Raw genomic sequence first — 22,471 nt, forward strand, 5'->3', positions numbered from 1 at the left:
GCACGCGACCTCACGGAAGCGCGTCCTCGGAAGGAATTTCGGGGATGAACAAGTGGCGATGGGTCATCCGTGTGCCGGTGCTCGTCGAATGGAGCGCCGGGCCAGCACGGACCCCTTGCAGTCAGTAGTCCCAGAAAACGGGAATCCAGCGAAAAGCGTCGCCATCGACCGCGACCCGACCAACCGACGGGAACGGCAGGTGCGTGGCGATCAACTGCTCGCCGGTCGCCGCCAATTCTCGCAGGAGCCGAACGCGAACACGCTCTGCCTCCTCGGGATCGTGTTCGAAGCCGTTGTGCCAGTCGGGATGCTCGAACCCGACCGAGAACACGGCGTCACCGGCGAACGTCAGCCTGTCGCCGCCGGATGCCAGGCGGACCACGCTGTGTCCCGGGGTGTGGCCGCCGGTACGAAGCACGACGACCCCTGGCGCGACCTCGTGTTCCTCTTCGAAGAGATGAATTTGACTACGATACTCTCGCGCAAACCGCTGGGCTGCCGCTCGAAGTGCCTCAGGGAAACCCTCTGGCATGTTGACGTGAGTGAAATCCGGCGCCTCCCAGAACCTGACCTCGGCAGCCGCAACGTGGATCCGCAGGTCCGAGCGCAGTCGCTCTTTCACGCCATCGACGAGGAGCCCGCCGACATGGTCCATGTGCATGTGGGTAAGCACCACGTCGGTCACGGACCCTAGGTCAATGCCAACGGCGTCCAATCGCCTGACCAATTGTCCAGCCCGCGGCAGGTTCAGGTTCGGATCCAGCCCCAACCCAGCGTCTATGAGAATAGTCTGGTCTCCACTGCGAACCAGGACCACGTTCAACGACCAGTCGAACGCGTCCTGCGGCAGGAACATGTCCTTCAGCCAGACAGCCCTTACGGCCGGTTCGACGTTGTGCCCCAGCATCTTGGTCGGGAGCGGCAGCACCCCATCGCTGACGACCAGCACGTCGATTTCGCCGATCCGGACCGCGTAGCGCGAGGGCACCAGCTCCTCGCTCCCCGTACGCGAAAGGCCACTCGGTTCCGGATCGGTCCGCCCAGCGTTGGCAGGTGTCACAATAGTCATCGTCATCCCTTCTGTGATACGCGCGTGCATCTGTTTCGGCGGTCGCAAAACGCGCGTCATGCCACAGGGACGAGATTGGGTTGGCAGATGTTACATGAGCGATGGAAAATAGAATTTAGAGGCGATCTTCGCTTCCATGCATCGCCACCCCAAAATGGGCCGGCAGAAACTCGACCGTCACGGTCGCAGACCTGACCGGCAGGTCTCGACCCAACCGCGTCGTAGCCGACGGCCTGAGTGGCTCTCGAAAGCGGACGGTTGCTGGTGGGCGAAAATACTTGAGTTGGGCTGCATCCGATCCTCCGGCTCATGGCTAGCGCTCTTGATGCCGCCTTCGCGGCAGATGGAGAACGCCATGCGACTGAGCCTCATCGCCGTTACCCTGATGGCTGGCACCTGCCTTGGAACTGCCGCGCGTGCCGAGACCGTCGCGGCCCTCGTCGGCGATGCCACGCTGGCGCATGTCGACACGGCCGCGAAGACGGTCACGAAGACGGTGACGATCACCGGGATCGGCGGCAGCGTCCTCGGCATCGACGTGCGGCCGGCCGACGGCATGCTCTACGCGGTGATCTCGGATGGCAGCGTCGTCACGATCGATCCGATGTCCGGCAAGGCCACGGCCAAGTCGAAGCTCGACACGATGCTGGCCGCCGGCACCGCGGCAACGGTCGACTTCAATCCCGTCGCCGACCGCCTGCGCATCATCGGTTCGGACGGCACCAACCTTCGCGCCAATGTCGATGACGGCAAGGTGACGAAGGACGGCCAGCTCAAGTTCGCCGAAGCCGACAGCATGAAGGGTAAGACCCCGAAGGTGACGGCTGGCGCCTACACCAATGCCTTCAAGGGCACGAAGGAGACGGCCCTGTTCGACATCGACGCTGCCGGCGCGCTGCTGAAGCAGGCTCCGCCGAATGACGGCATCCTGAACACCGTCGGCATGCTCGGCATGTCGGGCGAGGCCGTGGCCTTCGACATCCTGTCCGATGGCCAGGGCGGCAACCAGGCCTGGGCGATGGCCGGCGACACGCTCTACAAGGTGGATCTCGCCACCGGTAAGGGCGAGATGGCCGCAAAGATCACGGGTGTGTCCGGCAAGGTCCGTGACATCGCCATTCTGCCCAAGATGTAGCATCGCTCCGCCACTGCAGGACCGGCCCGGCGGCCGGTCCTTCCAATCGCCGGGAGGGTCATGGAGCCGTTCGATCACGCCTCCGCGTTGGAAGGCTGCGCCCGTGGGGATCCGACGTCTCTGCGGCGTCTCTACGACCGGGAGGCCGGGTTCCTGCTCGCCGTCGCGCTCAGGATCGTGCGGCGGCGTGATGCTGCGGCCGACGTCCTGCACGATGCCATGATGGACATCTGGGAGCGCGCCGGCACCTTCGACCGCAGCCGCGGCGCGGGCCGTGCCTGGATCACCAGCATCGTGCGACACCGCGCGCTCAAGCACATCCGGGCCGTCAGCCGGGAGACGGACCTCGACGCGGCCGCGGCGACGGAGATCGCGGACGACGCGCCCGATCCGTTCGCCGCGCTGGCGACATCGCAGGACGGGAGACGCCTCCAGGGTTGCCTCGCGCAGCTTGGCGCAGACAGGCGGGCGGTGATCCTGCTCGCCTATGTCGATGGACTGTCGCAGTCCGAGATCGCCGAGCGACTGGGGGCACCGCTCGGGACCGTGAAGGCATGGGTCCGCCGCAGCCTCATCGCCTTGAAGGATTGCCTGTCATGATCCCGAGCCGGCCGGAAGACCGCGACGTCCTGGCGGGCGAATACGTCCTCGGCCTGCTTGATTCCGCAGCCATGGCGGAGGTCGAGCGGGCCCTCGGTTCGGATGAAGATCTAGCCCGCCGCATCGCCTTCTGGGAAGAGCGGCTGCTGCCGGCCTCCGCGGCCGTCGGGAAGGCCGATGTCGATCCGGCGCAATGGGCGCGGATCGAGCAGGCCCTCGCGACGCGCCGGCAGGCGCTCGGCCCGACCGCGGCGCTCGCCCTCACACCGCCGCGAGGCGGGATGTTGCGGGCGGCGTGGCGGAGCCCTGCGCTGTGGCGGGCCACCACGGGGCTCGCCACGGCCGCGGCGATCGTTCTGGCGATCCTGCCGAGCCGCGTCCCGGCGCCGGCCGAGAGCCCGACGCGGTTCTACGCGATCCTGCAGAGCCGCGACGCCTCCGGGCAGGAGAGCGGACCGGGATGGCTCATCCAAGTTGCCCAGAACGGCACCGTGCGGTCCCTGCCGCTGGCTGACGTGCAGCCGGGAAGCGGGCGCGCGTTGCAGCTTTGGACCCTGTGGGATCAGGCGCGCGGTCCGGTCTCCCTCGGCGTGCTGCCCCCGGGCGGAGCGATCCGTCTGCCGCCGGAAAGGCTGGAAGCCATCGGCGACGGGCAGCTTTTCGAGATCACCCTGGAGCCCGAGGCGGGCTCGCCCATCGGTCGCCCGACGGGCCGGATCCTGTTCATCGGCCGCGCGAAGGGGGCGGCAACGCAGGCTCTGTAACGGGGCGATCGAGGTGCTCGAAGGAGTTCGTTCGCGTTCGAGGTGAGCTCTTATAATTCACGGCCGAGATCGCTTTCGCATTCTGATCAGAAGCGAACCATTTCAAATTCACCCGATGCTATGGTGGATGGACCGGTAACGGACCAACTTAGTCGTACAGGTTGCTGCGAGTGTCACCCAAAACAGACCATGGGTAGTAGGATTGCCTGATCAAACGGCGGTGGATCGTAGCCAGTCGACCAGCTTCCCGACATCCTCTGCCCGGGCCGGATGTCGTGCATGGACGACCCAGTAGGGATGGGCGTCGAGCACCGGCCCGAAGGGTTGAACCAGCGCGCCACTTGCCAAGTCGTCAGCGGCAAGCACGAGGGACAGGAGCGCGATTCCCTGACCCGCGATCGCGGCCTGGATGACGTGACCTTCGTCGCTGAAACGAATACCCGCGCCACCGTCGACGTCGCCGATCCCGGCCTGCCGCAGCCAAGCGGCCCAAGTCGGCGTCTCGTCGGTTACGTGAGCCCACTCGAAATGCAGCAGCGGGTGGCTTGGCAGATCGCGCTCGGATCGAACAGCGAGGCGAGGATTGCAAGCGGGCGCGACCCGGTCGACTACCAGTCTGTGGACGTCGAGGCCCGGATAGGGCCCCGGCCCGTATCGGACAGCAACGTCGACCCCGTCGCAAGCGAAGTCCACCAGGCTGTCGGACGCGTGCAGACGCAGATCGTAGCCCGGATGGGCGGCGCGAAAGTCGGCCAGCCGAGGCACGAGCCACTTGGCGACGAAGGCGGTCGGCGCCGAGATCGTAAGAACGCCGGCCGGTGGTCGGCCGCGGATCTGGTCGATGGCCTCGGCGAAGGCGTCGAAGCCATCGCGTAGCACGGGCAGCAGCACGGACCCCTCTGCGGTGAGCCGGACCCTGCGCGTCTCGCGGTGGAAGAGGCGAAGCCCCAGGGTCTCTTCGAGGAGCCGGATCTGATGGCTAATGGCGGTCGCCGTGACGCCAAGCTCGTCGGCGGCACCGCGGAAGCTCAGGCGGCGCCCGGCGGCCTCGAAGGCCCGCAGCGCGGCGAGCGGGGGAAGCGATCTCCGCATCGTCATGGCTGAACGTAGCTCATCTGTCGCGTGAGGAGAACGCGTTCGTCATCCGGCACCTCGGCTGACACAAGGGCACCTGCCACAGCAGGAGGCCGACATGAAAGCGATGGTGTTGACGCGGTTTGGCGGGCCCGACAGCTTCGAACTCCGAGACCTTCCCGACCCCCGTCCGGGATCGCGGCAGATCCGCGTGGCGGTGCATGCGACCTCGATCAACCCGCTCGACTACCAGATCCGCCGCGGTGACTATGCCGACCAGGTCGAACTGCCGGCCATCATCGGGCACGACGTCTCCGGGGTCGTCGACCAGATTGGATCAGAGGTGACGGAGTTCCGTGTCGGGGATGAGGTCTATTACACGGCACGGATCTTCGGCGGGCCGGGATCGTACGCGGAATACCACGTGGCGGACGTCGACATCGTGGCGCGGAAGCCCGTCAACATTTCTCATGCCGAGGCCGCGAGCGTCAGCCTCGTCGGCGTGACCGTCTGGGAAGGGCTGGTCGAGCGCGCCCGATTGCAGGTGACCGAGACCGTCCTGATCCATGGCGGCGCCGGTGGCGTTGGAGCCATCGCCATTCAGGTCGCCAAGGCCATCGGCGCGCGGGTCCTCGCGACAGCGCGCGGCAGCGACGCGGCCCTCGTCGAACGGCTCGGTGCCTCGGCGGTCATCGATTTCGAGCGCGAGGACTACGTGGACGCCGTCAATCGCCTGACCGACGGCAGGGGCGTCGACGTCGTCCTGGATACCCTTGGGCGCGATACGCTTTCGCGTTCCCCACGCATCCTACGCGAGGATGGGCGCGTCGTCACTTTGGTTGACACCGCGACGCCCCAGAACCTCATCGACGCCTGGGGCCGGAACGCGACCTACCACTTCGTCTTCTCGCGCCAGAGCAGCAGCAAGCTCGACGCCCTCACGCGCCTCATCGAGCGAGGCTTGGTGGTGCCGCAGGTCGGCTTGGAGTTTCCCCTCGACGAAGTCGCACTCGCTCACGCGCGCTCGGAGAAGGGCCGGATCAAGGGCAAGATCGTGCTTCGGGTCAGATCATGACGCGGCAAAATTCCTATCGGAGCCTCGGACCTGAGTAGGTCGCAAGGTCCTTGTAGTCGGAGCCAAAGACGACAAGTCCGCCTCTCCCTCTCCTGAGGCGGTACCTGTACGAGGGGAAACTTCGGTACCACCACGGTCGCGCTATGCCGCAACCTGCGCGGTCGCGCTATGCCGCAACCTGCGCGGTCGCGCCTACCCAGCGGCCGTCACGCCCGGACACGTACTCGTCGTCCGGTCCAACTTGGCGAAAGCCGGGCGGAACTGAGTACCAGGCTTGGCTGGTGCAAGCGGCTGCAGCTCGGCCTACGACGATGTCTTTACGGCGTCCAAGCCCATGCTCACGGGGGAGCGCATGACCGATCTTGCAAAGAACAAGGCGAACGTAATCGCCTTCTACGAGCTGATGTTCAACGATTGCCGGCCGCGTGAGGCGATCGAGCAGTATGCCGGCGCCGACTATATCCAGCACAACCCGCATGTGGCATCCGGCAAGGATGGCTTCATCAACTATTTCGAACGGATGGCACATGAGTGGCCGGGCAAGCGGGTCGAGGTGAGGCGGGTCGTCGCCGAAGGCGATCTCGTCGTTCTTCACTGTCTCCAGCACTGGCCAGGCAACCACGATTACGCGGCCATCGACATCTTCCGGCTCGACACCGATGGCAGGATCATCGAGCACTGGGACGTGCTGCAGATCCTGCCAGAGACCTCCGCCAACGCGAACGGAATGTTCTGAGCGACTGGGATGGAGCCGCTGTGTCAGAGACAGTCTACGATGTGCTGCGCACAGTGCTCACGCTCATTCGATCATCGAGGTCGTCCCGGGCTAAGCCGGAGCTTTGGTTCGAGCCCATAGCCGTGCCGATGCGAATCGAGAGGCGGACGGGCACGATTCTAGCTCTACGTACGCACGGTGTTTCTAGCTTGAGTGTGCTGTAACCGCTGGGCCTTCGCTGGTTTGACGTCCCCGAACGAGGCGGCCTTCGTGAGATCGAAAGTAAAGGTTCGTTAAAGGCGCGAGACTGCCTGACGCCGCCCTTGGAGCCAGCGTCCGCTTTTCCATTTCGTAGAGCTGACGGACGGCCCCCGACCCATACGAGCCTTACAAAGAATTGCCTGGGCATTCCGAAAGCGGCCGTTGTTGGCAGGTCGGTGGTCGCTGAGGTGGAGCGATCGACACCGACGGCACTCCACCTCAGCGTTACACCGAAATCCTGCTCTTACGTCGTCTGTCCACCGTCCACATTTAGGATGGCCCCGGTGACATGTCGGGCTGAAGGACTCGCCAGGAAGGTGACGGCGGCGGCGACGTCTTCTGGCGTTCCATACCGGCCGAGCGGACTGAGGCTACGCTGAAAGTCGGAGAACTCGCCGTTTGCCGGGTTCATGTCGGTATCGGTGGACCCAGGTTGGACTAGATTGACCGTGATGTCGCGCGATCCAAGTTCGCGCGCGAGGCCGCGCGTGAAGGAGTGCAGGGCGGATTTCGTCATGAAGTAGATCGCACCCGTGTCGCCGACGATGCGTTCGGCACCCGCTGAGCCGATCGTCACGATGCGCCCACCTGCGGGGAGATGAGGAATGGCGGCCTGCGCCGCGAGTAGGGGTCCCCGCACGTTGACGTCGAATAGGGCATCGATCGTCTCGACGCTGACATCCGCAAACGTTGAGTAGAGAGCGATCCCGGCATTGTTGACGAGAATGTCCAAGCCCCCCAGCGCCTGGGCAGCTCCGGCAACCGCACGTTTGACAGCGAATGGATCTGCAAAATCCGCCTGGATGGCAAATGCCCTATGGCCCTTGCTTTTGATCGATTTGACGACTTCCGCGGCACGGTCTGCCGAACGCTCGTAGGTGATCGCCACGTCAGCGCCCTTCTCGGCGAGCGCGACCGCAATGGCAGCACCTATCCCGCGCGAGGCACCGGTGACGAGGGCGCGCTTTCCAACCAGTTCCTGCATTGCCGGACCTTTCTGTATCGCTCGACACAGAAATTGCTACGCATGTTGGCGATTGGGGTCAAGGGATTTATATATCGAGCGATGCAGAAACCGGATCAGAGACCAGAGCCCCCCGGAGCGCCCCAGGTTCGAGGACGCGGACGCCCTCGTGCGTTCGACCGTAAGGCGGCACTTGCCCAGGCGATGCGTCTGTTCTGGTGCAAAGGCTACGAAGCAACATCCATCACCGAACTCACGGAGGCGATGGGGATCGGATCGCCGAGCCTCTACGCCGCCTTTGGTTCGAAGGAAGCGCTCTATGCCGAGGCGCTAAGCCACTACGTCAACACCTACGAGGCGCTCGTATGGGGTCGGTTCCGGACGGCGAGGACGGCCCGCGAGGCTGTCGAGGCTTTTTTGAAGGACTCCGCCGCGGCCTTGACGGGGTCGGTCACCGACATTCCGCGCGGCTGCATGGTGACGCTGTCCTCCGTCGGGAATGAGGGCCACGCCGAACTCGGGGATCTTGTGCGCTCGGCACGCGCCGGTACGCTTGAGAGCCTGCAGGCGTGCCTGGAGAGGGCTATGGGTGCAGGCGAGCTCCCGGCCTCCACCAACGTTCGCGCTCTTTCCCGCTTCGTGCAAACCGTTCAGAACGGCATGTCGATCCTGGCCCGTGATGGCGCGAGCCGGGAAGAGTTAGACGCGGTCGCCGATATCGCGATGGCTGGCTGGGACGCCCGAGTTGCCAAATCTGTGGTCGACGACGTCTGATCTACTGGCCTCTTCCCGAAAGAAGACCGGAGACAATTCACCCATCCTGGCCATAGAGCGGTCCGGCCGATGCCGACCCGACCTCGCCGTTGAGGCCATTTCACGGCCTGCCGGTAAGCGGACGCTGGATCAGCCTCCATGTCATCACTCGCCGCCGTGCAGGGTCCGGCCGAAGAGCGCAAGCATTGCGCTCCAACCCTGCTCTGCCGCAGCAGGGTCGAAAACAGGGAAGTCCGGCATCATCCAGCCATGCGCGGCCGGATAGGTCCGCGTTGTAAACTGCACGCCAGCCTCCGTCAGAGCCCCCTCCAGCCGCTCGGCCATTGCAGGCGAGTAGCTGCCATCGTTCTCCGCCGCGCCGATGTAGACTTCCGCCTTTAGCTTGTCAGTGAACAGGTGGGGGCTCTTCGACGCATCGGTCGCAAGATTGCCCCCGTGAAAGCTTGCAGCCGCGGCGAACCGCTCGGGATAAGTTCCCGCTGTGGCCAAGGCCATGCCGCCACCCATGCAAAAGCCCACCACCCCGATCTTGTGGCCTTCAACGTCGGCACGCGTATCGAGGTAAGCCAGCATGGCCCCTGTATCTTCAGCGGCCTTCAAGGGACTTGTTGTGGCCATCAGCGGCCCGAGGACTGCGCGAAAGTCGCCCGCGAACACTTCCTTCGGCACGAACGGCCCGTAGGGTCCGTAGCGGTAGAAGAGATCCGGCAGCAGGACGATGTAGCCAGCCTCAGCCAGCTGCTGAGCCATGTCGAGCATCGCCGGCCTGATTCCACCTGCGTCCATGTAGAAGACCACCGCGGGCCACGGTCCGCCGCTTGCGGGGGTCACGACGTGTGAAGGACAATCGCCGTCGCGCGTCCGGATCGTGACTTGCTCGATCGGCATGGGATGCTCCTCAGCCGGACAATTGCAGTGCCCGCTTCGAACCCTTTACGACCGGCAGCGGACCGACCGCAAACCACCCATCCCGGTCGTTGACCTCTGCTTCGACAGCCTGGGAGCGGACCTTCCGAGGGTCTGAGAAGGATCGGGAGTGGGCCGTGGGCATGGGTTCCATCCGTCAGATTGTTCATAACGTTACAAGTCGGGCCTCGGGGTCGATGGCATTCGGTTCGGACCGCGGCAGGCCCCATCCTTTCACGAGGCCGTACACCGCCGGGATCACGACCAGTGTCAGGACGGTCGACGAGACCATGCCGCCGATCATGGGTACCGCGATCCGCTGCATAACCTCAGAGCCCGATCCGGTGCTCCACAGGATCGGCAGGAGCCCGGCCATGATGGCGACCACCGTCATCATCTTCGGACGCACCCGCTCGACCGCGCCGACCATGATTGCCCGCCTCAGGCCGTCGCGGGTGAACGTCCGCCCGTCGCGTTCGCAATCCGCGCGCACCTCGGTCAGCGCGTGATCGAGGTAGACCAGCATGATCACGCCGGTCTCGGCCGCGACGCCGGCCAGCGCGATGAAGCCGACCGCGACCGCCACCGACAGGTTGAAGCCCATCCACCACATCAGCCAGACCCCGCCGACGAGAGCGAACGGCAGCGAAAGCATGACGATCAGGGTCTCGGTCAGCCGTCGGAAGTTGAGGTACAGCAGCAGGAACACGATCAGCAGCGTCAGGGGCACCACGATCTTGAGTCGGGCGGTCGCCCGGTCGAGGTACTCGACCTGCCCGCTCCACTGCACGAAGGTTCCTTGCGGCAGGCACACCTCGTTGGCGACCGCCGCCCTGGCCTCGGCGACGTAACCCCCGAGGTCGCGACCGGCGACGTCGACGTAGATGAAGACCGCGAGCTGGCCGTTCTCGGTCCGGATCTGGGTTGGGCCGCGGTTCAACTGCACCTTGGCGACCTCGCCGAGCGGGACCGTCCCCCCGCCGGCGATCGGCACCTGCACCTCGGAGGCGATGGATCGCGGGTCGGAGCGGAAGGCGCGCGGGTAGCGCACGTTGACGGTGTAGCGCTCGCGGCCCTCGATGGTGTTGGTGACGCTCTCGCCGCCCAGCGCCATCCCGATCACGTCCTGCACGTCGCCGACGGTCAGGCCGTACCGGCCCAGCGCCTCGCGGTCGGGGGTGATGTCGAGGAAGTAGCCGCCCTGGACGCGCTCGGCATAGGCGCTCGACGTGCCCGGGACCGCCTTCACCACCGCCTCGACCTGGCGGGCGACCTTCTCCATCTCCGTCAGGTCCGTCCCCAGCACCTTGATCCCGACCGGCGTGCGGATGCCGGTCGAGAGCATGTCGATGCGGGCGCGGATTGGCTGGGTCCAGGCATTCGATACCCCGGGGAACTGGAGCGCGGCGTCCATCTCGGCCTTCAGGCTCGCCGTCGTGACCCCGGGGCGCCATTCCGCCTTCGGCTTCAGGTTGACGATGGTCTCGAACATCTCGCTCGGCGCCGGGTCGGTCGCGGTGTTGGCCCGTCCGGCCTTGCCGTAGACCGAGGCCACTTCGGGGAAGGACTTGATGATCCGGTCCTGGGTGGCGAGCAGGTCCCCGGCCTTGGTCACCGAGATGCCCGGCAGGGTGGTGGGCATGTACATCAGCGTGCCCTCGTCGAGGTCGGGCATGAACTCCGAGCCGAGACGGCTCGCCGGCCATGCCGTCGCCGCAAGGACGACCAAGGCCAGCAGGATCGTCAGCACGCGCGCCCGCAGCACTCCCGCGATGACCGGCCGGTAGATCCAGATCAGGAGTCTGTTCACCGGGTTGCGGTGCTCGGGGATGATCCGGCCGCGGACGAACAGAACCATCAGTGCCGGGACGAGGGTCAGGGACAGCACCGCCGCCGCCGCCATCGCGAACGTCTTGGTGAAGGCCAACGGTCCGAACAGGCGCCCCTCCTGGCTCTCCAGCGTGAAGATCGGCAGGAAGCTGACCGTGATGATGAGGAGCGAGAAGAACAGCGACGGCCCGACCTCGCCCGCCGCCTCGATCAGGATCTCGACCCTGGGTTTGTCCGGCGGTGCCCGTTCCAGGTGCTTGTGGGCGTTCTCGATCATCACGATGGCGGCGTCGATCATTGCGCCGACGGCGATGGCGATGCCGCCGAGGCTCATGATGTTGGCCCCGAGCCCCAGGGCCTTCATGCCGGCGAACGCCATGAGGATGCCGACCGGCAGCATCAGGATCGCGACCAGCGCGCTGCGGACGTGGAGCAGGAACACGACGCAGACGAGGGCAACGATGGTGCTCTCCTCGATCAGCGTGCCCTTGAGAGTCTCGATGGCCGCCTCGATCAGGTGCGAGCGGTCGTAGACCGGCAGGATCTCCGTGCCCTTGGGCAGGCTGGCGGCGACCTCGGAAAGGCGGGCCTTCACGTTCTCGATGACGTTCAGGGCGTTGGCCCCGAAGCGCTGCAGGACGATCCCGCCGGCGACCTCGCCGTCGCCATTCATCTCGGTGATGCCGCGGCGCTCGTCGGGGCCGAGCTCGACCTTGGCGACGTCCTTAACCCGGAGGGGCGTGCCCGCATCCGTTTTGAGGACGATGCTCTCGATGTCGGCGACGCTCTTGAGGTACCCCCGCCCCCGGACGACGAACTCGAACTCGGAGAGCTCGACGGTGCGGCCGCCGACATCGGCGTTGCTCGCACGGATCGCTTCCCGGAGCTTGGACAGGGTGATGCCCTGCGCCCGCAGCCGGTTCGGATCGACCACGACGTTGTACTGCTTGACGAAGCCGCCGACGCCCGCGACCTCGGCCACGCCCTCGGCACGGGACGCCCCGAACCGGACGACCCAGTCCTGAAGCGAGCGGAGCTCGGCCAGCGTGCGTTCCTTGGCGACCACGACGTACTGGTAGACCCAGCCGACCCCGGTCGCGTCGGGTCCCAGGGTCGGGGTCACGCCGGCCGGCAGGCGCTTGGCCACGGTGTTCAGGTATTCGAGCACCCGGCTGCGGGCCCAGTACGGGTCGGTGCCATCCTCGAAGATGACGTAGACGAACGACACCCCGAAGAACGAGAAGCCGCGCACGACCTTCGACCTCGGCACCGTCAGCATGGCGGTGGTCAGGGGGTATGTGACCTGGTCCTCGATGACCTGGGGCGCCTGCCCGGGGTACTCGGTGTAGACGATGGTCTGCACGTCCGAGAGGTCCGGGATCGCGTCGAGCGGCAGGGTTTTCAGGGCGTAGAGCCCCGCTCCCACCGCGAAAACGGTCCCGATCAGGACCAGCATCAGATTCCTCGCCGACCAAGCGATGAGACGGGAAATCATGGCGCCTTCCCCTCGGTGGCGGCCTGTTGCCCGGGATCGGGCTTGGGCTCGGAAAGCCCCTGCAGCGCCGTCTTCAGGTTGCTCTCGGCATCGATGAGGAAGTTCGCCGACGTGACCACGCGGTCGCCCGCGGCGATGCCGTCGCGGATCTCGACGTAGCCGTCGCCGCGGGTGCCGAGCCGGACCGGCCGCGGTTCGAAGCGGCCCACGCCCCTGTCGAGCAGGACGACCTGTTTCGTGCCGGTGTCGATGACCGCGTCGTCGGGCACCGCCACCACCGGCTTGTCGCTGCCGGTGGCGATCGTCACGTCGGCGAACATACCCGGGCGCAGGTCGCCGTTCGGGTTCGGCAACTCGATCCGCAGGCGGGCGGTCCGGGTCGCCATGGCGAGGTGCGGGTAGATCCGGGTCACCGTGCCGGTGAAGAGGCGATCCGGGAACGTCCGGACGCGCACCGTCGCCGTCTGGCCTTCGGCCACAGCGGCCAGGTCGCGTTCGGTCACGTCGGCCAGGACCCAGACCCTGGAATGATCGACGAGCTTGAAGAGGGTGTCGCCGGACTTGGCGCGCATGCCGTCCGAGACGTTGCGCTCGACCACGACGCCGTCGCGAGGCGCCGACCACGTGATGGTGGAAGGCACTTTTCGGGATCGCTCGATCTCGTCGATGACCTCGGGCGGGATGCCGAGGTTCTCCAGGCGACGGCGGGCGCCCTCGTAGCCGATGCCGGTGAGGTACTGCGCGGCGGCCGCGTTCATCTCCGGCGAGAACAGGCGCAGGAGCGGCTGGCCCTTGTGGACGTGGTCGCCGGTGGTGACGGCCTCGACCTTTTCGATGAAGGCGTCGGTGCGCATCGCGATGACTGAGATCCGGCGCTCGTCCTCCTCGATGGCGCCGGGCGCGCGCACCGGCATCGACAGGACGCGTCGCTCGGCGACCGTCGTCCGGACCCCGGTGCGCTGGAGCTTGCCGGGCGAGATTTTCACGGTGCCGTCGTCGGTGTCCTCCCCCTCGTAGACGGGGAGGTAGTCCATCCCCATCGAGTCCTTCTTCGGAATCGGCGAGGTGTCCGGAAGGCCCATCGGGTTGCGGTAGAACCGCACCTTGCGGGCGCTCGCGGGCATCGTGGCCTGACCCATGGCCATGTCGCCGTGCCCGGCGTCGGGCATCGCCTCCGCCTCGTCGGGTTCGTCAAAGCGCACGTCCTCGCTCGCGCGGACGGCGCGATAGTCGCGACCGTCCGCCGTGCGCCTCGGCTCGGAGGCGTAGTCCGGCTTACCGTCCGGGTCCTGGTAGTAGACGACCGGTCCCGTCGCCTTCGCCGCGACCGATGCCTGTATCGGGGAAGCCGGCAGGGGCGTGCTCGGCAGCCAGTGGGCGAACCCGGTCCGCGCCTGCTGGACGAGCGCCGGCACGGGGCTGCCCTCATGCCCCGCGCCATACCCCAGGCCTCCCGCCGCGAGCGCAGCGAGGGTCCCGGCCAGCCATGCTCTCCGGCTCACTTGGTGGCCTTGAACACCAGCTTGTTCTCGACGGTACCGGTCTCGCCCTGCACCTTGGCCCCGAGGGAGAGGCGCCAGCCGCCGGCCATCGTCAGCTTCGCCTTGAACCGGTAGAGGCCCGGCTCCGGCGACGGCAGCTGCTCGATCTTGGAGGTCATCTCCTCCATGCTGTCGGGCGCCATGTCGATGCGCTTGGCGAAGATGACGGCGTTCGGCACGGGCTTGGACGTGCGCTTGTCGACGAGGCGAACGTCGAGGATGGCCTCCCCCTGCTTGGCCTCGTCCTTCACCAGTTGGAACTCGTAGTCCTTGGTGTCGGCCCGGGCCGCGGCGGTGAGGGCGAGGCCGAGCAGCGCAGCCGTCAGGGCGCGCGAAAACGATGTCTTGGACACGGTCGTTGATCTCCTGAAAACGATGGGACCCGGGCCTTAAGGCGCGTGGGATCGACCGGCGCAGGCGCCGGCGGCATCGAATTCAGGCTCGGGGAGGCTCGGTGGGCGGCCCTTGGGACAGGCTGTCGAAGGAGGCGATGACGCCCCAGGTCGGCCCCTCGACGCCTGCGATGCGCCCTGGAAGTCCGAGGGCGACCGGCAGGCCGGTGGCGACCTTCGCCAGGCAGAGCGCCATCAAGGGGCAGCCCTTCGAGCAGTCGGGCAAGTCCGGCCGCTCCTTGGGACAGCACGGCATCTCGTCCATGGCCATCCCGGCCATGTCGTCCATGGCCTCATCGGACATCGCCATGGCGTGACCTTGAATGGCCATCGGCGCGCGCATGCCCGCGGCGGCCGCGGATGCGGTCACCGGCGCAAGGGCGAGGCTGAGTACCGCCAGGAGCGGGAGCAGCCGCCGAAGGGCGAGCCAGAAGGTCACGAACGGACGATGCCACATCGCGTGTCGGCGAGGAAGGGACAGGGACTACCTGACGAAAGCCCCACCGGCGGAGAGACCGAACCCGCGACGAGGAAGCCGAGGGAAAGGCCCCCAATGACCCATATCAGAGGCCACCCCGTGTCCTCCGATATCAGGTTGGCGAGCATGCACAGCAGGTAGAACGAGGCCCCCTAGGTCAGGATTTGGATCGAGCCAAGGGCCGAGATCACCACGAGACGGTGGCGATGCGGGATCACGGGTACGCTCCGTCGTATCATCGGGGGCGACCTAGACGGCCGGAACCGGCGACGCCGACGTTCGGCCGAGCCTGGGCATGACACGGACGTAGACGAGCTCGCTCAGGAGCTCGACCAGCGTCTGGGTGACGATGACGGCCGGCAGCAGCGGGACGGCGCCGGGGACGGCGAAGGCCAGCGGCAGGACCACCAGGGAGTTGCGGGTGGCGGCGCTGAAGGCCAACGTCCGCACCGTGGGGGCGTCGAGGCGGAACGCGCGCCCGACCGCCCAGCCCAGCAAGGGGGCCGCCACCGCGAAGGCGACGTAGACAGGAACCACCCGCAGGGCATCGTCGAGGGCGGGTCCGAGTTGGGGCAGGACGGACGCGATCACCACGAACAGGACCAGCGCCGTCGCCGGCACCGGCAGGAGCCCGAGGCCCGTAATCACCCGTTGCCCGGCCGGGCGGCGTCCGGCCCAGATCTGCACGGCCGCAGCAAGTCCGAGGGGAACCGCGATGAGCCAGATGAACGCGTGCACGAAGGGACCGACCTGGACGAACCTGGCGGCATCCTCGCCGAGGAAGACGTTCAGATAGATCGGCAGCATGAGCATCTGCGCGATCAGCAGCGCCGGGGTGGAGGCCAGCAGCACCTTGGCGTCGGCCCGTCCGAGATGGGCGAAGGTCACGACGTAGTCGATGCACGGCGTGAGAAGGACCATGAGCACGCCCAGCCGCAGCATCGGATTGGCGGGCAGGAACTGGATCAGGCCAGCCACCAGGATCGGCAGCACCACGAAGTTCGTGACGAGGAGCGCCGCCAGGAAGCGGACCCGCGTGAAGGCCCGGCCGAGTTCCGGCAACGGCACCTGCAGGAAGGTGACGAACAGCATCAGCGCCAGGGCCGGATTGATCCCGACCTCCAGGGCCGTGGTGCCGGGCAGCGTCAGGGCGATCAGCGCCGCCGCGCCGATGGCCGCGAAGTAGATCGCGATCTGGTTGCATTCGAGGGTGTCGCGCAGGCCCGTCATGCTTCCTCGCAGGCGATCTTGGATGGCTGAGCGACCTGCTGGGGCCGACCGGTGCACCGGGCGAACAGGGCGATGGCTCGGTCGCAGACCTCGCAGTGTCCCTCGCAGCAATCGCGCATCAGGAAGGCCACCAGGTCGGAAAGGGCCGGGAAGATCGCGCTGTAGATGATCGACCGCCCCTCCCGGCGGCTGACCACGAGCCCGGCGTTCTCAAGGTGGCTGAGGTGGAACGAGATGCGCGGCGCGGACGCCCCGGCGATGGCCTCGGTGATGGCACCGGCCGCCATGCCCTTCGCCCCGGCCGTGACCAGCAGGCGGATGATGCGCAGGCGGGTCTCCTGCGCGATGGCCGCGAAGCCGTCGAGCGCTTGCTTCTCTTGCACGACACTTAAACCATTATGGAATCGTTTAAGGGTCAGTAGGCTCGCGACGGGTCGGAGGCAACGACCGGATCTGGAACTGGATCACGGCGGACGTCCTAGGCAGCCTCCGCTTTCCTAGCTTCGCGGCCGGACACGCCAGAGAGATAGGGCAAGCGCAACGTTCGCCACGGCGAGCACGGTGAGCAGGGCATAGGTCGCGTCCGCGCCCGCGTGGGTCAGGACCACGGCTCCGACGGAGGGTGCAAGCGCCTGAGCCACCAGCCCCGGGCGGGCGAGCCGACCGACGAGCGCGGCGTAGCGCTCGGGACCGAACAGGGCCAGGGGGACCGTACCCCGTGCAATCGAGTAGATCCCGTTCCCGGCCCCGTAGAGGACCAGCGCCAGCCCGACCAAGGGTAGGCCGGCCGTCAGCATCGCGATCCCGAGGACCACCAGGACCATGGCGGCGGTCAGGGTCCAGAGGGGGTGATGCCGTCCCTTGCCGGCCATCTCGATGATGCGGGCGCCGACCTGGGCGGGTCCGATCAGCGCCCCGTAGGCCACGGCCGAGGAGAGCGCCACGCCTCGGGCCTGGAGCAGCGTGATGAGGTGCACCGAGACCATGGCCATCACCGTGCCGCCGAGGGTCAGCACCCCTGCCATGAGGAGGAAGGCACGACGCTCCCGACCATCGAGCCGGACGCCGGGGATCGCGCCTTCAGATCGCGTGACCGGATGTGCGGGCGGTCGGGGGATCGCGATCAGGACGAGCGGCAGCGTGACCGAGAGGTGCAGCCCGGCATAGGCGAGGCAGGTCCCGCGCCAGCCGACCCGCTCGATCAGGAAGGCCGACAGCGGCCAGCAGACCGTGCTGGCGAACCCGCCCCAAAGGGTCAGGGTCGTGATGGCGGGCCTCGCCTCGGCACCGTACAGGCGTCCAAGCGTGGCGAAGGCCGGATCGTACAGGCCAGTCCCCATGCCGAGGCCGATGAGGAGCCACCCCGCCAGGTAGATCGGCAGGTTCGGGGCCAGCCCAATGATCGTCAGGCCCAACGCCAGGGCGATGGCGGCGAAAGCCAGGACGGGCCGACCGCCGTGCTCCCCGATGAAGGCTCCCACGCGCGGCGAGGCGATGCCAGCGACGAGGAGGCCGAGGGACAGGCCCGCGATGACCCAGCCGAGGGGCCATCCAGTATCCTTCGACATCGGCGCGGCCAGCACCGACAAGAGGTAGAACGAGGAGCCCCAGGTCAGGATCTGGACGACGCCCAGGGCCGGGATCACCGGCCAGCGGCGCGTCGGGGCCATCGGCGCGCTACCGAGCCCCCAGCACGGGGAGCCACAGCGCCAGGGCAGCCAGTGTGACGAGCAGCACCGGCGGCGTGATGACCAGGCCGACCCGCATGTACTGGCCCCAGGTGATGCGCTGGCCCTTGGTGTCGAGGACGTGCAGCCAGAGCAGGGTCGCCAGACTCCCGATGGGGGTGAACTTCGGGCCGAGGTCGCAGCCGATGACGTTGGCGTAGACCATGAGCTCACGCATCAACGGCGAGAGATCCGGGGCCTGCTGGATCGAAAGCGCACCCACCAGCACGCTCGGCATGTTGTTCATGACGGAGGAGAGGATGGCGGCGGCGAACCCGGTCCCGATGGTGGCGACGAACGGACCATGGCCCGACAGCCAGACGAGCCCCTGCGCCAGGTGGTCGGTCAGGCCGGCGTTCTTCAGGCCGTAGACGACGAGGTACATGCCGAGGCTGAACAGCACGATCTGCCAGGGCGCCCCCGTCAGGACCTTCCGAATGGGGATGACGCGGCTGCGGTTGGCCAGCGCCAGCAGGACCAGTGCGCCGGCGCAGGTGACCACCGAGACCGGCACGCCGAACGGGGCCGTCACGAAGTAGGCGACCAGAAGCAGACCGAGGAGCGGGAAGGCCGCCGTGAAGACCAGCGGGTCCTTGATCGCGTGGCGAGGCGCTTCAAGCTCGGCCACGGGGTACGTGGCCGGAAGGTCGCGCCGGTAGAACAGCCACAGCACCACGAGGGTCGCGGCGAGCGAGACGAGGTTCACCGGCACCATCACGGCGGCGTAGCGGCTAAAGGAGATGTCGAAGAAGTTCGCCGAGACGATGTTGACGAGGTTCGAGATCACCAGCGGCAGGCTGGTCGAGTCCGCGACGAACCCGCAGGCGACGATGAAGGCCAGGGCGGCCGCCGGCTTGAAGTTCAGCCGGAGCAGGATGGCCAGCACGATGGGGGTGAGCAGCAGTGCCGCGCCGTCGTTGGCGAACACCGCCGCGATGGCCGCCCCGAGGAGGATCACCAGGGGGAACAGCCGGCGCCCCCGGCCGCCGCCCCAGCGGGCGATGTGGAGCGCCGCCCAGTGGAAGAAGCCCGCCTCGTCGAGCAGCAGCGAGATGATGATCAGCGCGACGAAGGTGAAGGTGGCGTCCCAGACGATGTGCCAGACCACCGGGATGTCCCCGGGATGGATGACCCCGGTGGCGAGCGCGACCGCGGCCCCGATCAGGGCGCTCCATCCGATCCCGAACCCCTTCGGCTGCCAGATGACGAAGACGAGGGTGACCACGAAGATGGCGAGGGCGAGCATCGGGACCGTTTCTTGTTCTTGGGCTTTCAGGGCGGGTCAGGCGGTGGCGACGCGCCGGCCGTGCTCGTCGACGACGCGCTCGCCGTCCTCCTTGACGAACTCGCCTTGCTGGGCCGGCAGGAGGTCGAGGACGGCCTCGGAAGGTCGGCAGAGGGCGACGCCCTTCGGGCTCACCACCAGCGGGCGGTTCAACAGGATCGGGTGTGCCTCGATGGCATCGAGAAGCCGGTCGTCTGACAGGGACGTGTCGGCGAGGCCGAGCTCGGCGTAGGGCGTCCCCTTCTCCCGCAGGAGGTCACGGACCGTGACGCCGGCGCGATCTGCGAGCTGGCGGATCAGGATACGGTTCGGCGGCGTCTTAAGGTACTCGACCACGTGCGGCTCGATGCCGGCATTGCGGATGAGGGCCAGGGTGTTGCGGGACGTGCCGCAATCCGGGTTGTGGTAGATGACGACGTCCATCACGCGACCTCCGGACGGGGCGAGGTGGCGCCCGCCTGCTGGCCGATCTCGCGAACCCTGGACGTCAGGGAGACCTGGTCGAGGCTCGCCATCGGCAGGGCGAGGAAGGCCGAGATCCGGTTCTTGAGGTAGCGCTGGGCGGTGACGAAGGCCGTCTTGCGCGCGATCTCGCTACCCTCGACCGCTGCAGGGTCCTCGATGCCCCAGTGCGCCGTCACCGGCTGGCCGGGCCAGAACGGGCAGGCCTCGCCGGCGGCGTTGTCACAGACCGTGAAGACGAAATCCATGACCGGTGCGTCGGGCTTGGCGAACTTGTCCCACGACTTCGAGTGCATGCCCTCTGTTGGATAGTTGCTCTCGCGCAGGACCTGGAGCGCCATCGGGTTCACCTCCGGCTTCGGCTGGCTGCCAGCGGAGAAGGAGCAAAAGCGACCCTTGCCGTCCTTGGCCAGCATCGCCTCGGCGAGGATCGAGCGGGCGGAGTTGCCGGTGCAGAGGAATAGGACGTTGTAGACGCGGTCAGGCATTGGCGGTGTTTCCCGTGGGTAGGCAACAGGCGGACAAGGCCGCGACGGCGGGGGCGCAGACCTCGGGTCGGCCCTGGCAGCAATCGCGCATCAGGAACTGGATTAGCTCCGACAGGTCCGGGTAGGCGGCGCTGTAGATGATCGAGCGCCCCTCCCGCCGGGAGGTGACCAGCCCCGAATGGCTGAGCTCCTTGAGGTGGAACGACAGGTTGGTGCCCGAAACGCCGACCGCCTCGGCCAGCATGCCGGCCGCCATGCCTTCCGGCCCGGCGGTGACGAGCTGGCGCACGATGCGCAGGCGATGCTCCTGGCCGAGGGCCGCGAAGGCGGCCACGGCTTGCCGTTCGTCCATCATGATGTCAATATCTCAACCATCGTTGAAACGTAGAGGAACGAAACGTCTTGGACAAGCCCCTCCAACCCTCCGCCGATGGATTGCCCAACCTCAGCCAAGGGCATTTCGTGGTCCCGACGGCAGCCGACCTGCACGTGGAGACGCCGTTCACCCACGCCCCGCGTTTCCTGATCCTGTACGGCTCGCTCCGGGAGCGCTCGTTCAGCCGCTTCCTTGCCTACGAGGCCGCACGCCTCCTGGAGGCGATGGGCGGCGAGGCGCGGATCTACGACGCGCACGGCCTGCCGCTGCCCGACGACGCCACGGCCGACCACCCCAAGGTCCAGGAACTCCGGAACCTCTCGATCTGGTCCGAGGGGCATGTCTGGGTCAGCCCCGAGCGGCACGGCGCCATGACCGGGGTCATCAAGAGCCAGATCGATTGGCTCCCCCTGTCGGAAGGGTCGGTGCGCCCGACGCAAGGGCGGACCCTGGCCGTGATGCAGGTCTCGGGCGGTTCGCAGTCATTCAATGCCGTCAACGGCCTGCGCGTGCTCGGGCGCTGGATGCGGATGATCACCATTCCGAACCAATCCTCGGTCCCGATGGCCTACAAGGAGTTCGACGAAGCCGGGCGGATGAAGCCGGGGCCGCTCTACGACCGTGTCGTCGATGTCTGCGAGGAACTGGTGAGGTTCACGTTGCTGACGCGGGAGCGCGCCGACTACCTCGTCGACAGGTACTCGGAGCGGAAGGAGCGCGAGCCCGAGCGGCTTAAGTCCGTGGCCGCCGACATCGGGTTCGTGAAGCGACCTTCATGAACCGACCGGAGCGGGCACCGACGCATCGTCAGCATGACGAGGTATTGGCAGGGGACGCCGCCATCCTCGCCATGATCTCCCCCAGGGTAACCGGCCGCCAATCCCAGCAATCGCCCCCAACGTCCAGGCTCGTCCGGGTGGCCGGGATGCCGCCGTGGGAATGCCCATAGACGTGAAGGTCGCCGTGCCAGGCATTAGGCCACGTCACGTGCGCATAGTGGCTGGCCCATAGGGCGACGCGTTCTGGCATCCCCGGGTCCTGGACGTAGATCCTTTGGACGTCGACGACGGGGCCGGCCCATTTGAAACGTTCGCCCAGGCCGTGGTCGTGGTTGCCCCGAATTAGGTGAATTCGGCCATGCAGGCGCGCCTGGATCGATGCGGCGTAAACCAGGATGCACTTATAGGCGAAGTCGCCAAGGTGCAGATGATATCGTCCGGACGCAGTCCTCTTTCCAGGCGGCAACCAAATCTGCGTTACTTTCCTCGATGATCGCGATCAGCCCGTAGGCGATGCATTCGGACACCGATCATGCTCCGATCCATGTAATGGCTGTTAGCGGCGAAAAGAGCGGTACGTACTAGTTCCTTACCAATCGCAGCCTAAGACATTTTAAAAAATTATCACCCTATTTTTACTCTATCGATTGCCAAGTTGACCTATCAAATGCAGCTCATTGATCAGGTTTTAGAAAACCGTACCGTCTTCTTTTTTTCTTTCATAATAACCCTCAATACAATCAGCGAGCTCGTCCCGTTGGTCTTGGCATAGATTATCGACGATGTCGCACCCTTTAAAGGATTATACGAGAGCTTCCCCTGATGCCCATGTTGACATGACGCCAGGTATCTGTTGGGTCTTTACCATGTGCTCTGCCGCTTCAAGAACCGCATCAAATGCTGCTTCAACGTCAATGTCCCAACCGTTGCTTCCAATGTTGAGTGGCATGCTTTTATCCTCTTCGCTCCTGCCTTCTGATATCGTCACCATATTAACAATCGATATCATCGCAAAGAAGCGCGGGCTAATCCGGTCGCGCCGGTGAGAGAA

22 protein-coding genes are annotated in these 22,471 nt (G+C 66.4%); 7 read left to right on the forward strand and 15 right to left on the reverse strand.

Going from position 1 to position 22,471, the window contains the following annotated elements; genetic code table 11:
* Nucleotides 1-121: 121 nt before the first annotated feature.
* Entirely contained in the window at nt 122-1,069 is a 948-nt protein-coding gene (locus ASG63_RS20150; RefSeq protein ID WP_056221261.1) for an MBL fold metallo-hydrolase, read from the reverse strand.
* A 355-nt stretch (nt 1,070-1,424) separates the two neighbouring features.
* On the opposite strand from ASG63_RS20150, the gene ASG63_RS20155 reads away from it, so the two are divergent.
* From ASG63_RS20155 to ASG63_RS20165, 3 genes are read left to right on the forward strand one after another with little or no spacing between them, the layout of a single operon-like run.
* Nucleotides 1,425-2,204 (forward strand): DUF4394 domain-containing protein, encoded by a 780-nt coding sequence (locus tag ASG63_RS20155; protein WP_056221263.1) that lies wholly within the window; start codon nt 1,425-1,427, stop codon nt 2,202-2,204.
* 60 nt (nt 2,205-2,264) lie between these two features.
* Nucleotides 2,265-2,804: a sigma-70 family RNA polymerase sigma factor gene (locus ASG63_RS20160; protein ID WP_056220797.1), complete on the forward strand. Its 540-nt coding sequence runs from the start codon at nt 2,265-2,267 to the stop codon at nt 2,802-2,804.
* Entirely contained in the window at nt 2,801-3,568 is a 768-nt protein-coding gene (locus ASG63_RS20165; RefSeq protein ID WP_056220800.1) for an anti-sigma factor, read from the forward strand. The genes ASG63_RS20160 and ASG63_RS20165 overlap by 4 nt, the downstream gene beginning before the upstream one ends.
* 210 nt (nt 3,569-3,778) lie before the next feature.
* Here ASG63_RS20165 and gcvA read toward each other — a convergent pair whose 3' ends face one another.
* On the reverse strand, nt 3,779-4,666 hold the full coding sequence (gcvA, locus tag ASG63_RS20170) for a transcriptional regulator GcvA (RefSeq protein WP_056220803.1): 888 nt from the start codon (nt 4,664-4,666) through the stop codon (nt 3,779-3,781).
* A 94-nt stretch (nt 4,667-4,760) separates the two neighbouring features.
* Between gcvA and ASG63_RS20175 the strand changes: the two genes are divergently transcribed.
* Both ASG63_RS20175 and ASG63_RS20180 read left to right on the forward strand, forming a co-directional pair.
* Nucleotides 4,761-5,717: a zinc-dependent alcohol dehydrogenase family protein gene (locus ASG63_RS20175; RefSeq protein ID WP_056220806.1), complete on the forward strand. Its 957-nt coding sequence runs from the start codon at nt 4,761-4,763 to the stop codon at nt 5,715-5,717.
* Nucleotides 5,718-6,069: 352 nt separating this feature from the next.
* Complete coding sequence (locus ASG63_RS20180; RefSeq protein WP_056221266.1) at nt 6,070-6,453, forward strand: nuclear transport factor 2 family protein; 384 nt, start codon at nt 6,070-6,072, stop codon at nt 6,451-6,453.
* A gap of 484 nt (nt 6,454-6,937) precedes the next feature.
* Here ASG63_RS20180 and ASG63_RS20185 read toward each other — a convergent pair whose 3' ends face one another.
* Nucleotides 6,938-7,678 carry an SDR family NAD(P)-dependent oxidoreductase gene (locus tag ASG63_RS20185; RefSeq protein ID WP_056220809.1) on the reverse strand — a complete coding sequence of 247 codons (741 nt, stop codon included), beginning with the start codon at nt 7,676-7,678 and terminating at the stop codon, nt 6,938-6,940.
* Nucleotides 7,679-7,759: 81 nt separating this feature from the next.
* Here ASG63_RS20185 and ASG63_RS20190 point away from each other — a divergent pair, with 81 nt between their 5' ends.
* The gene (locus ASG63_RS20190) at nt 7,760-8,431 is read left to right on the forward strand and encodes a TetR/AcrR family transcriptional regulator (protein ID WP_056221268.1); all 672 of its coding nucleotides are present in this window, start codon (nt 7,760-7,762) and stop codon (nt 8,429-8,431) included.
* Nucleotides 8,432-8,575: 144 nt separating this feature from the next.
* Here ASG63_RS20190 and ASG63_RS20195 read toward each other — a convergent pair whose 3' ends face one another.
* From ASG63_RS20195 to ASG63_RS20250, 12 genes are all read right to left on the reverse strand, one after another.
* A complete protein-coding gene (locus tag ASG63_RS20195; protein WP_056220812.1) occupies nt 8,576-9,319 on the reverse strand; it encodes a dienelactone hydrolase family protein in 744 nt (247 codons plus the stop codon).
* A gap of 184 nt (nt 9,320-9,503) precedes the next feature.
* Complete coding sequence (locus tag ASG63_RS20200; RefSeq protein WP_056220814.1) at nt 9,504-12,662, reverse strand: efflux RND transporter permease subunit; 3,159 nt, start codon at nt 12,660-12,662, stop codon at nt 9,504-9,506.
* On the reverse strand, nt 12,659-14,164 hold the full coding sequence (locus ASG63_RS20205; protein WP_056220817.1) for an efflux RND transporter periplasmic adaptor subunit: 1,506 nt from the start codon (nt 14,162-14,164) through the stop codon (nt 12,659-12,661). The genes ASG63_RS20200 and ASG63_RS20205 overlap by 4 nt, the downstream gene beginning before the upstream one ends.
* Nucleotides 14,161-14,556: a FixH family protein gene (locus ASG63_RS20210; RefSeq protein WP_056220820.1), complete on the reverse strand. Its 396-nt coding sequence runs from the start codon at nt 14,554-14,556 to the stop codon at nt 14,161-14,163. The genes ASG63_RS20205 and ASG63_RS20210 overlap by 4 nt, the downstream gene beginning before the upstream one ends.
* A gap of 82 nt (nt 14,557-14,638) precedes the next feature.
* A complete protein-coding gene (locus ASG63_RS20215) occupies nt 14,639-15,034 on the reverse strand; it encodes a hypothetical protein (protein ID WP_056221271.1) in 396 nt (131 codons plus the stop codon).
* Between the two features lie 288 nt (nt 15,035-15,322).
* Nucleotides 15,323-16,303 (reverse strand): arsenic resistance protein, encoded by a 981-nt coding sequence (locus ASG63_RS20220; protein WP_056220823.1) that lies wholly within the window; start codon nt 16,301-16,303, stop codon nt 15,323-15,325.
* Nucleotides 16,300-16,686 (reverse strand): ArsR/SmtB family transcription factor, encoded by a 387-nt coding sequence (locus ASG63_RS20225; protein ID WP_056220825.1) that lies wholly within the window; start codon nt 16,684-16,686, stop codon nt 16,300-16,302. The genes ASG63_RS20220 and ASG63_RS20225 overlap by 4 nt, the downstream gene beginning before the upstream one ends.
* 114 nt (nt 16,687-16,800) lie before the next feature.
* Nucleotides 16,801-17,973: an MFS transporter gene (locus ASG63_RS20230; protein WP_056220829.1), complete on the reverse strand. Its 1,173-nt coding sequence runs from the start codon at nt 17,971-17,973 to the stop codon at nt 16,801-16,803.
* Nucleotides 17,974-17,980: 7 nt separating this feature from the next.
* Complete coding sequence (locus tag ASG63_RS20235) at nt 17,981-19,276, reverse strand: arsenic transporter (RefSeq protein WP_056220832.1); 1,296 nt, start codon at nt 19,274-19,276, stop codon at nt 17,981-17,983.
* A 36-nt stretch (nt 19,277-19,312) separates the two neighbouring features.
* The gene (arsC, locus tag ASG63_RS20240) at nt 19,313-19,738 is read right to left on the reverse strand and encodes an arsenate reductase (glutaredoxin) (RefSeq protein ID WP_056220835.1); all 426 of its coding nucleotides are present in this window, start codon (nt 19,736-19,738) and stop codon (nt 19,313-19,315) included.
* A complete protein-coding gene (locus ASG63_RS20245; RefSeq protein ID WP_056220838.1) occupies nt 19,738-20,265 on the reverse strand; it encodes an arsenate reductase ArsC in 528 nt (175 codons plus the stop codon). The genes arsC and ASG63_RS20245 overlap by 1 nt, the downstream gene beginning before the upstream one ends.
* A complete protein-coding gene (locus tag ASG63_RS20250; RefSeq protein WP_056221274.1) occupies nt 20,258-20,617 on the reverse strand; it encodes an ArsR/SmtB family transcription factor in 360 nt (119 codons plus the stop codon). The genes ASG63_RS20245 and ASG63_RS20250 overlap by 8 nt, the downstream gene beginning before the upstream one ends.
* 50 nt (nt 20,618-20,667) lie before the next feature.
* Here ASG63_RS20250 and arsH point away from each other — a divergent pair, with 50 nt between their 5' ends.
* Nucleotides 20,668-21,420 carry an arsenical resistance protein ArsH gene (gene arsH, locus ASG63_RS20255; RefSeq protein WP_056220841.1) on the forward strand — a complete coding sequence of 251 codons (753 nt, stop codon included), beginning with the start codon at nt 20,668-20,670 and terminating at the stop codon, nt 21,418-21,420.
* The last annotated feature ends 1,051 nt before the right edge of the window (nt 21,421-22,471 follow it).

This window comes from Methylobacterium sp. Leaf94, assembly GCF_001426045.1.
In the GTDB taxonomy this organism is placed as follows: domain Bacteria; phylum Pseudomonadota; class Alphaproteobacteria; order Rhizobiales; family Beijerinckiaceae; genus Methylobacterium.

Bases quoted from the DNA above. Each gene is read 5' to 3' on its own strand.
- ASG63_RS20190 (WP_056221268.1), top strand. From the start codon at position 7,760: ATGCAGAAACCGGATCAGAGACCAGAGCCCCCCGGAGCGCCCCAGGTT.
- ASG63_RS20185 (WP_056220809.1), bottom strand. From the start codon at position 7,678: ATGCAGGAACTGGTTGGAAAGCGCGCCCTCGTCACCGGTGCCTCGCGC.
- ASG63_RS20165 (WP_056220800.1), top strand. From the start codon at position 2,801: ATGATCCCGAGCCGGCCGGAAGACCGCGACGTCCTGGCGGGCGAATAC.
- ASG63_RS20195 (WP_056220812.1), bottom strand. From the start codon at position 9,319: ATGCCGATCGAGCAAGTCACGATCCGGACGCGCGACGGCGATTGTCCT.
- ASG63_RS20235 (WP_056220832.1), bottom strand. From the start codon at position 19,276: ATGCTCGCCCTCGCCATCTTCGTGGTCACCCTCGTCTTCGTCATCTGG.
- ASG63_RS20150 (WP_056221261.1), bottom strand. From the start codon at position 1,069: ATGACTATTGTGACACCTGCCAACGCTGGGCGGACCGATCCGGAACCG.
- ASG63_RS20155 (WP_056221263.1), top strand. From the start codon at position 1,425: ATGCGACTGAGCCTCATCGCCGTTACCCTGATGGCTGGCACCTGCCTT.
- ASG63_RS20175 (WP_056220806.1), top strand. From the start codon at position 4,761: ATGAAAGCGATGGTGTTGACGCGGTTTGGCGGGCCCGACAGCTTCGAA.
- ASG63_RS20245 (WP_056220838.1), bottom strand. From the start codon at position 20,265: ATGCCTGACCGCGTCTACAACGTCCTATTCCTCTGCACCGGCAACTCC.
- ASG63_RS20200 (WP_056220814.1), bottom strand. From the start codon at position 12,662: ATGATTTCCCGTCTCATCGCTTGGTCGGCGAGGAATCTGATGCTGGTC.
- ASG63_RS20220 (WP_056220823.1), bottom strand. From the start codon at position 16,303: ATGACGGGCCTGCGCGACACCCTCGAATGCAACCAGATCGCGATCTAC.
- gcvA (WP_056220803.1), bottom strand. From the start codon at position 4,666: ATGACGATGCGGAGATCGCTTCCCCCGCTCGCCGCGCTGCGGGCCTTC.
- arsC (WP_056220835.1), bottom strand. From the start codon at position 19,738: ATGGACGTCGTCATCTACCACAACCCGGATTGCGGCACGTCCCGCAAC.
- ASG63_RS20160 (WP_056220797.1), top strand. From the start codon at position 2,265: ATGGAGCCGTTCGATCACGCCTCCGCGTTGGAAGGCTGCGCCCGTGGG.
- ASG63_RS20180 (WP_056221266.1), top strand. From the start codon at position 6,070: ATGACCGATCTTGCAAAGAACAAGGCGAACGTAATCGCCTTCTACGAG.
- ASG63_RS20230 (WP_056220829.1), bottom strand. From the start codon at position 17,973: ATGGCCCCGACGCGCCGCTGGCCGGTGATCCCGGCCCTGGGCGTCGTC.
- ASG63_RS20250 (WP_056221274.1), bottom strand. From the start codon at position 20,617: ATGGACGAACGGCAAGCCGTGGCCGCCTTCGCGGCCCTCGGCCAGGAG.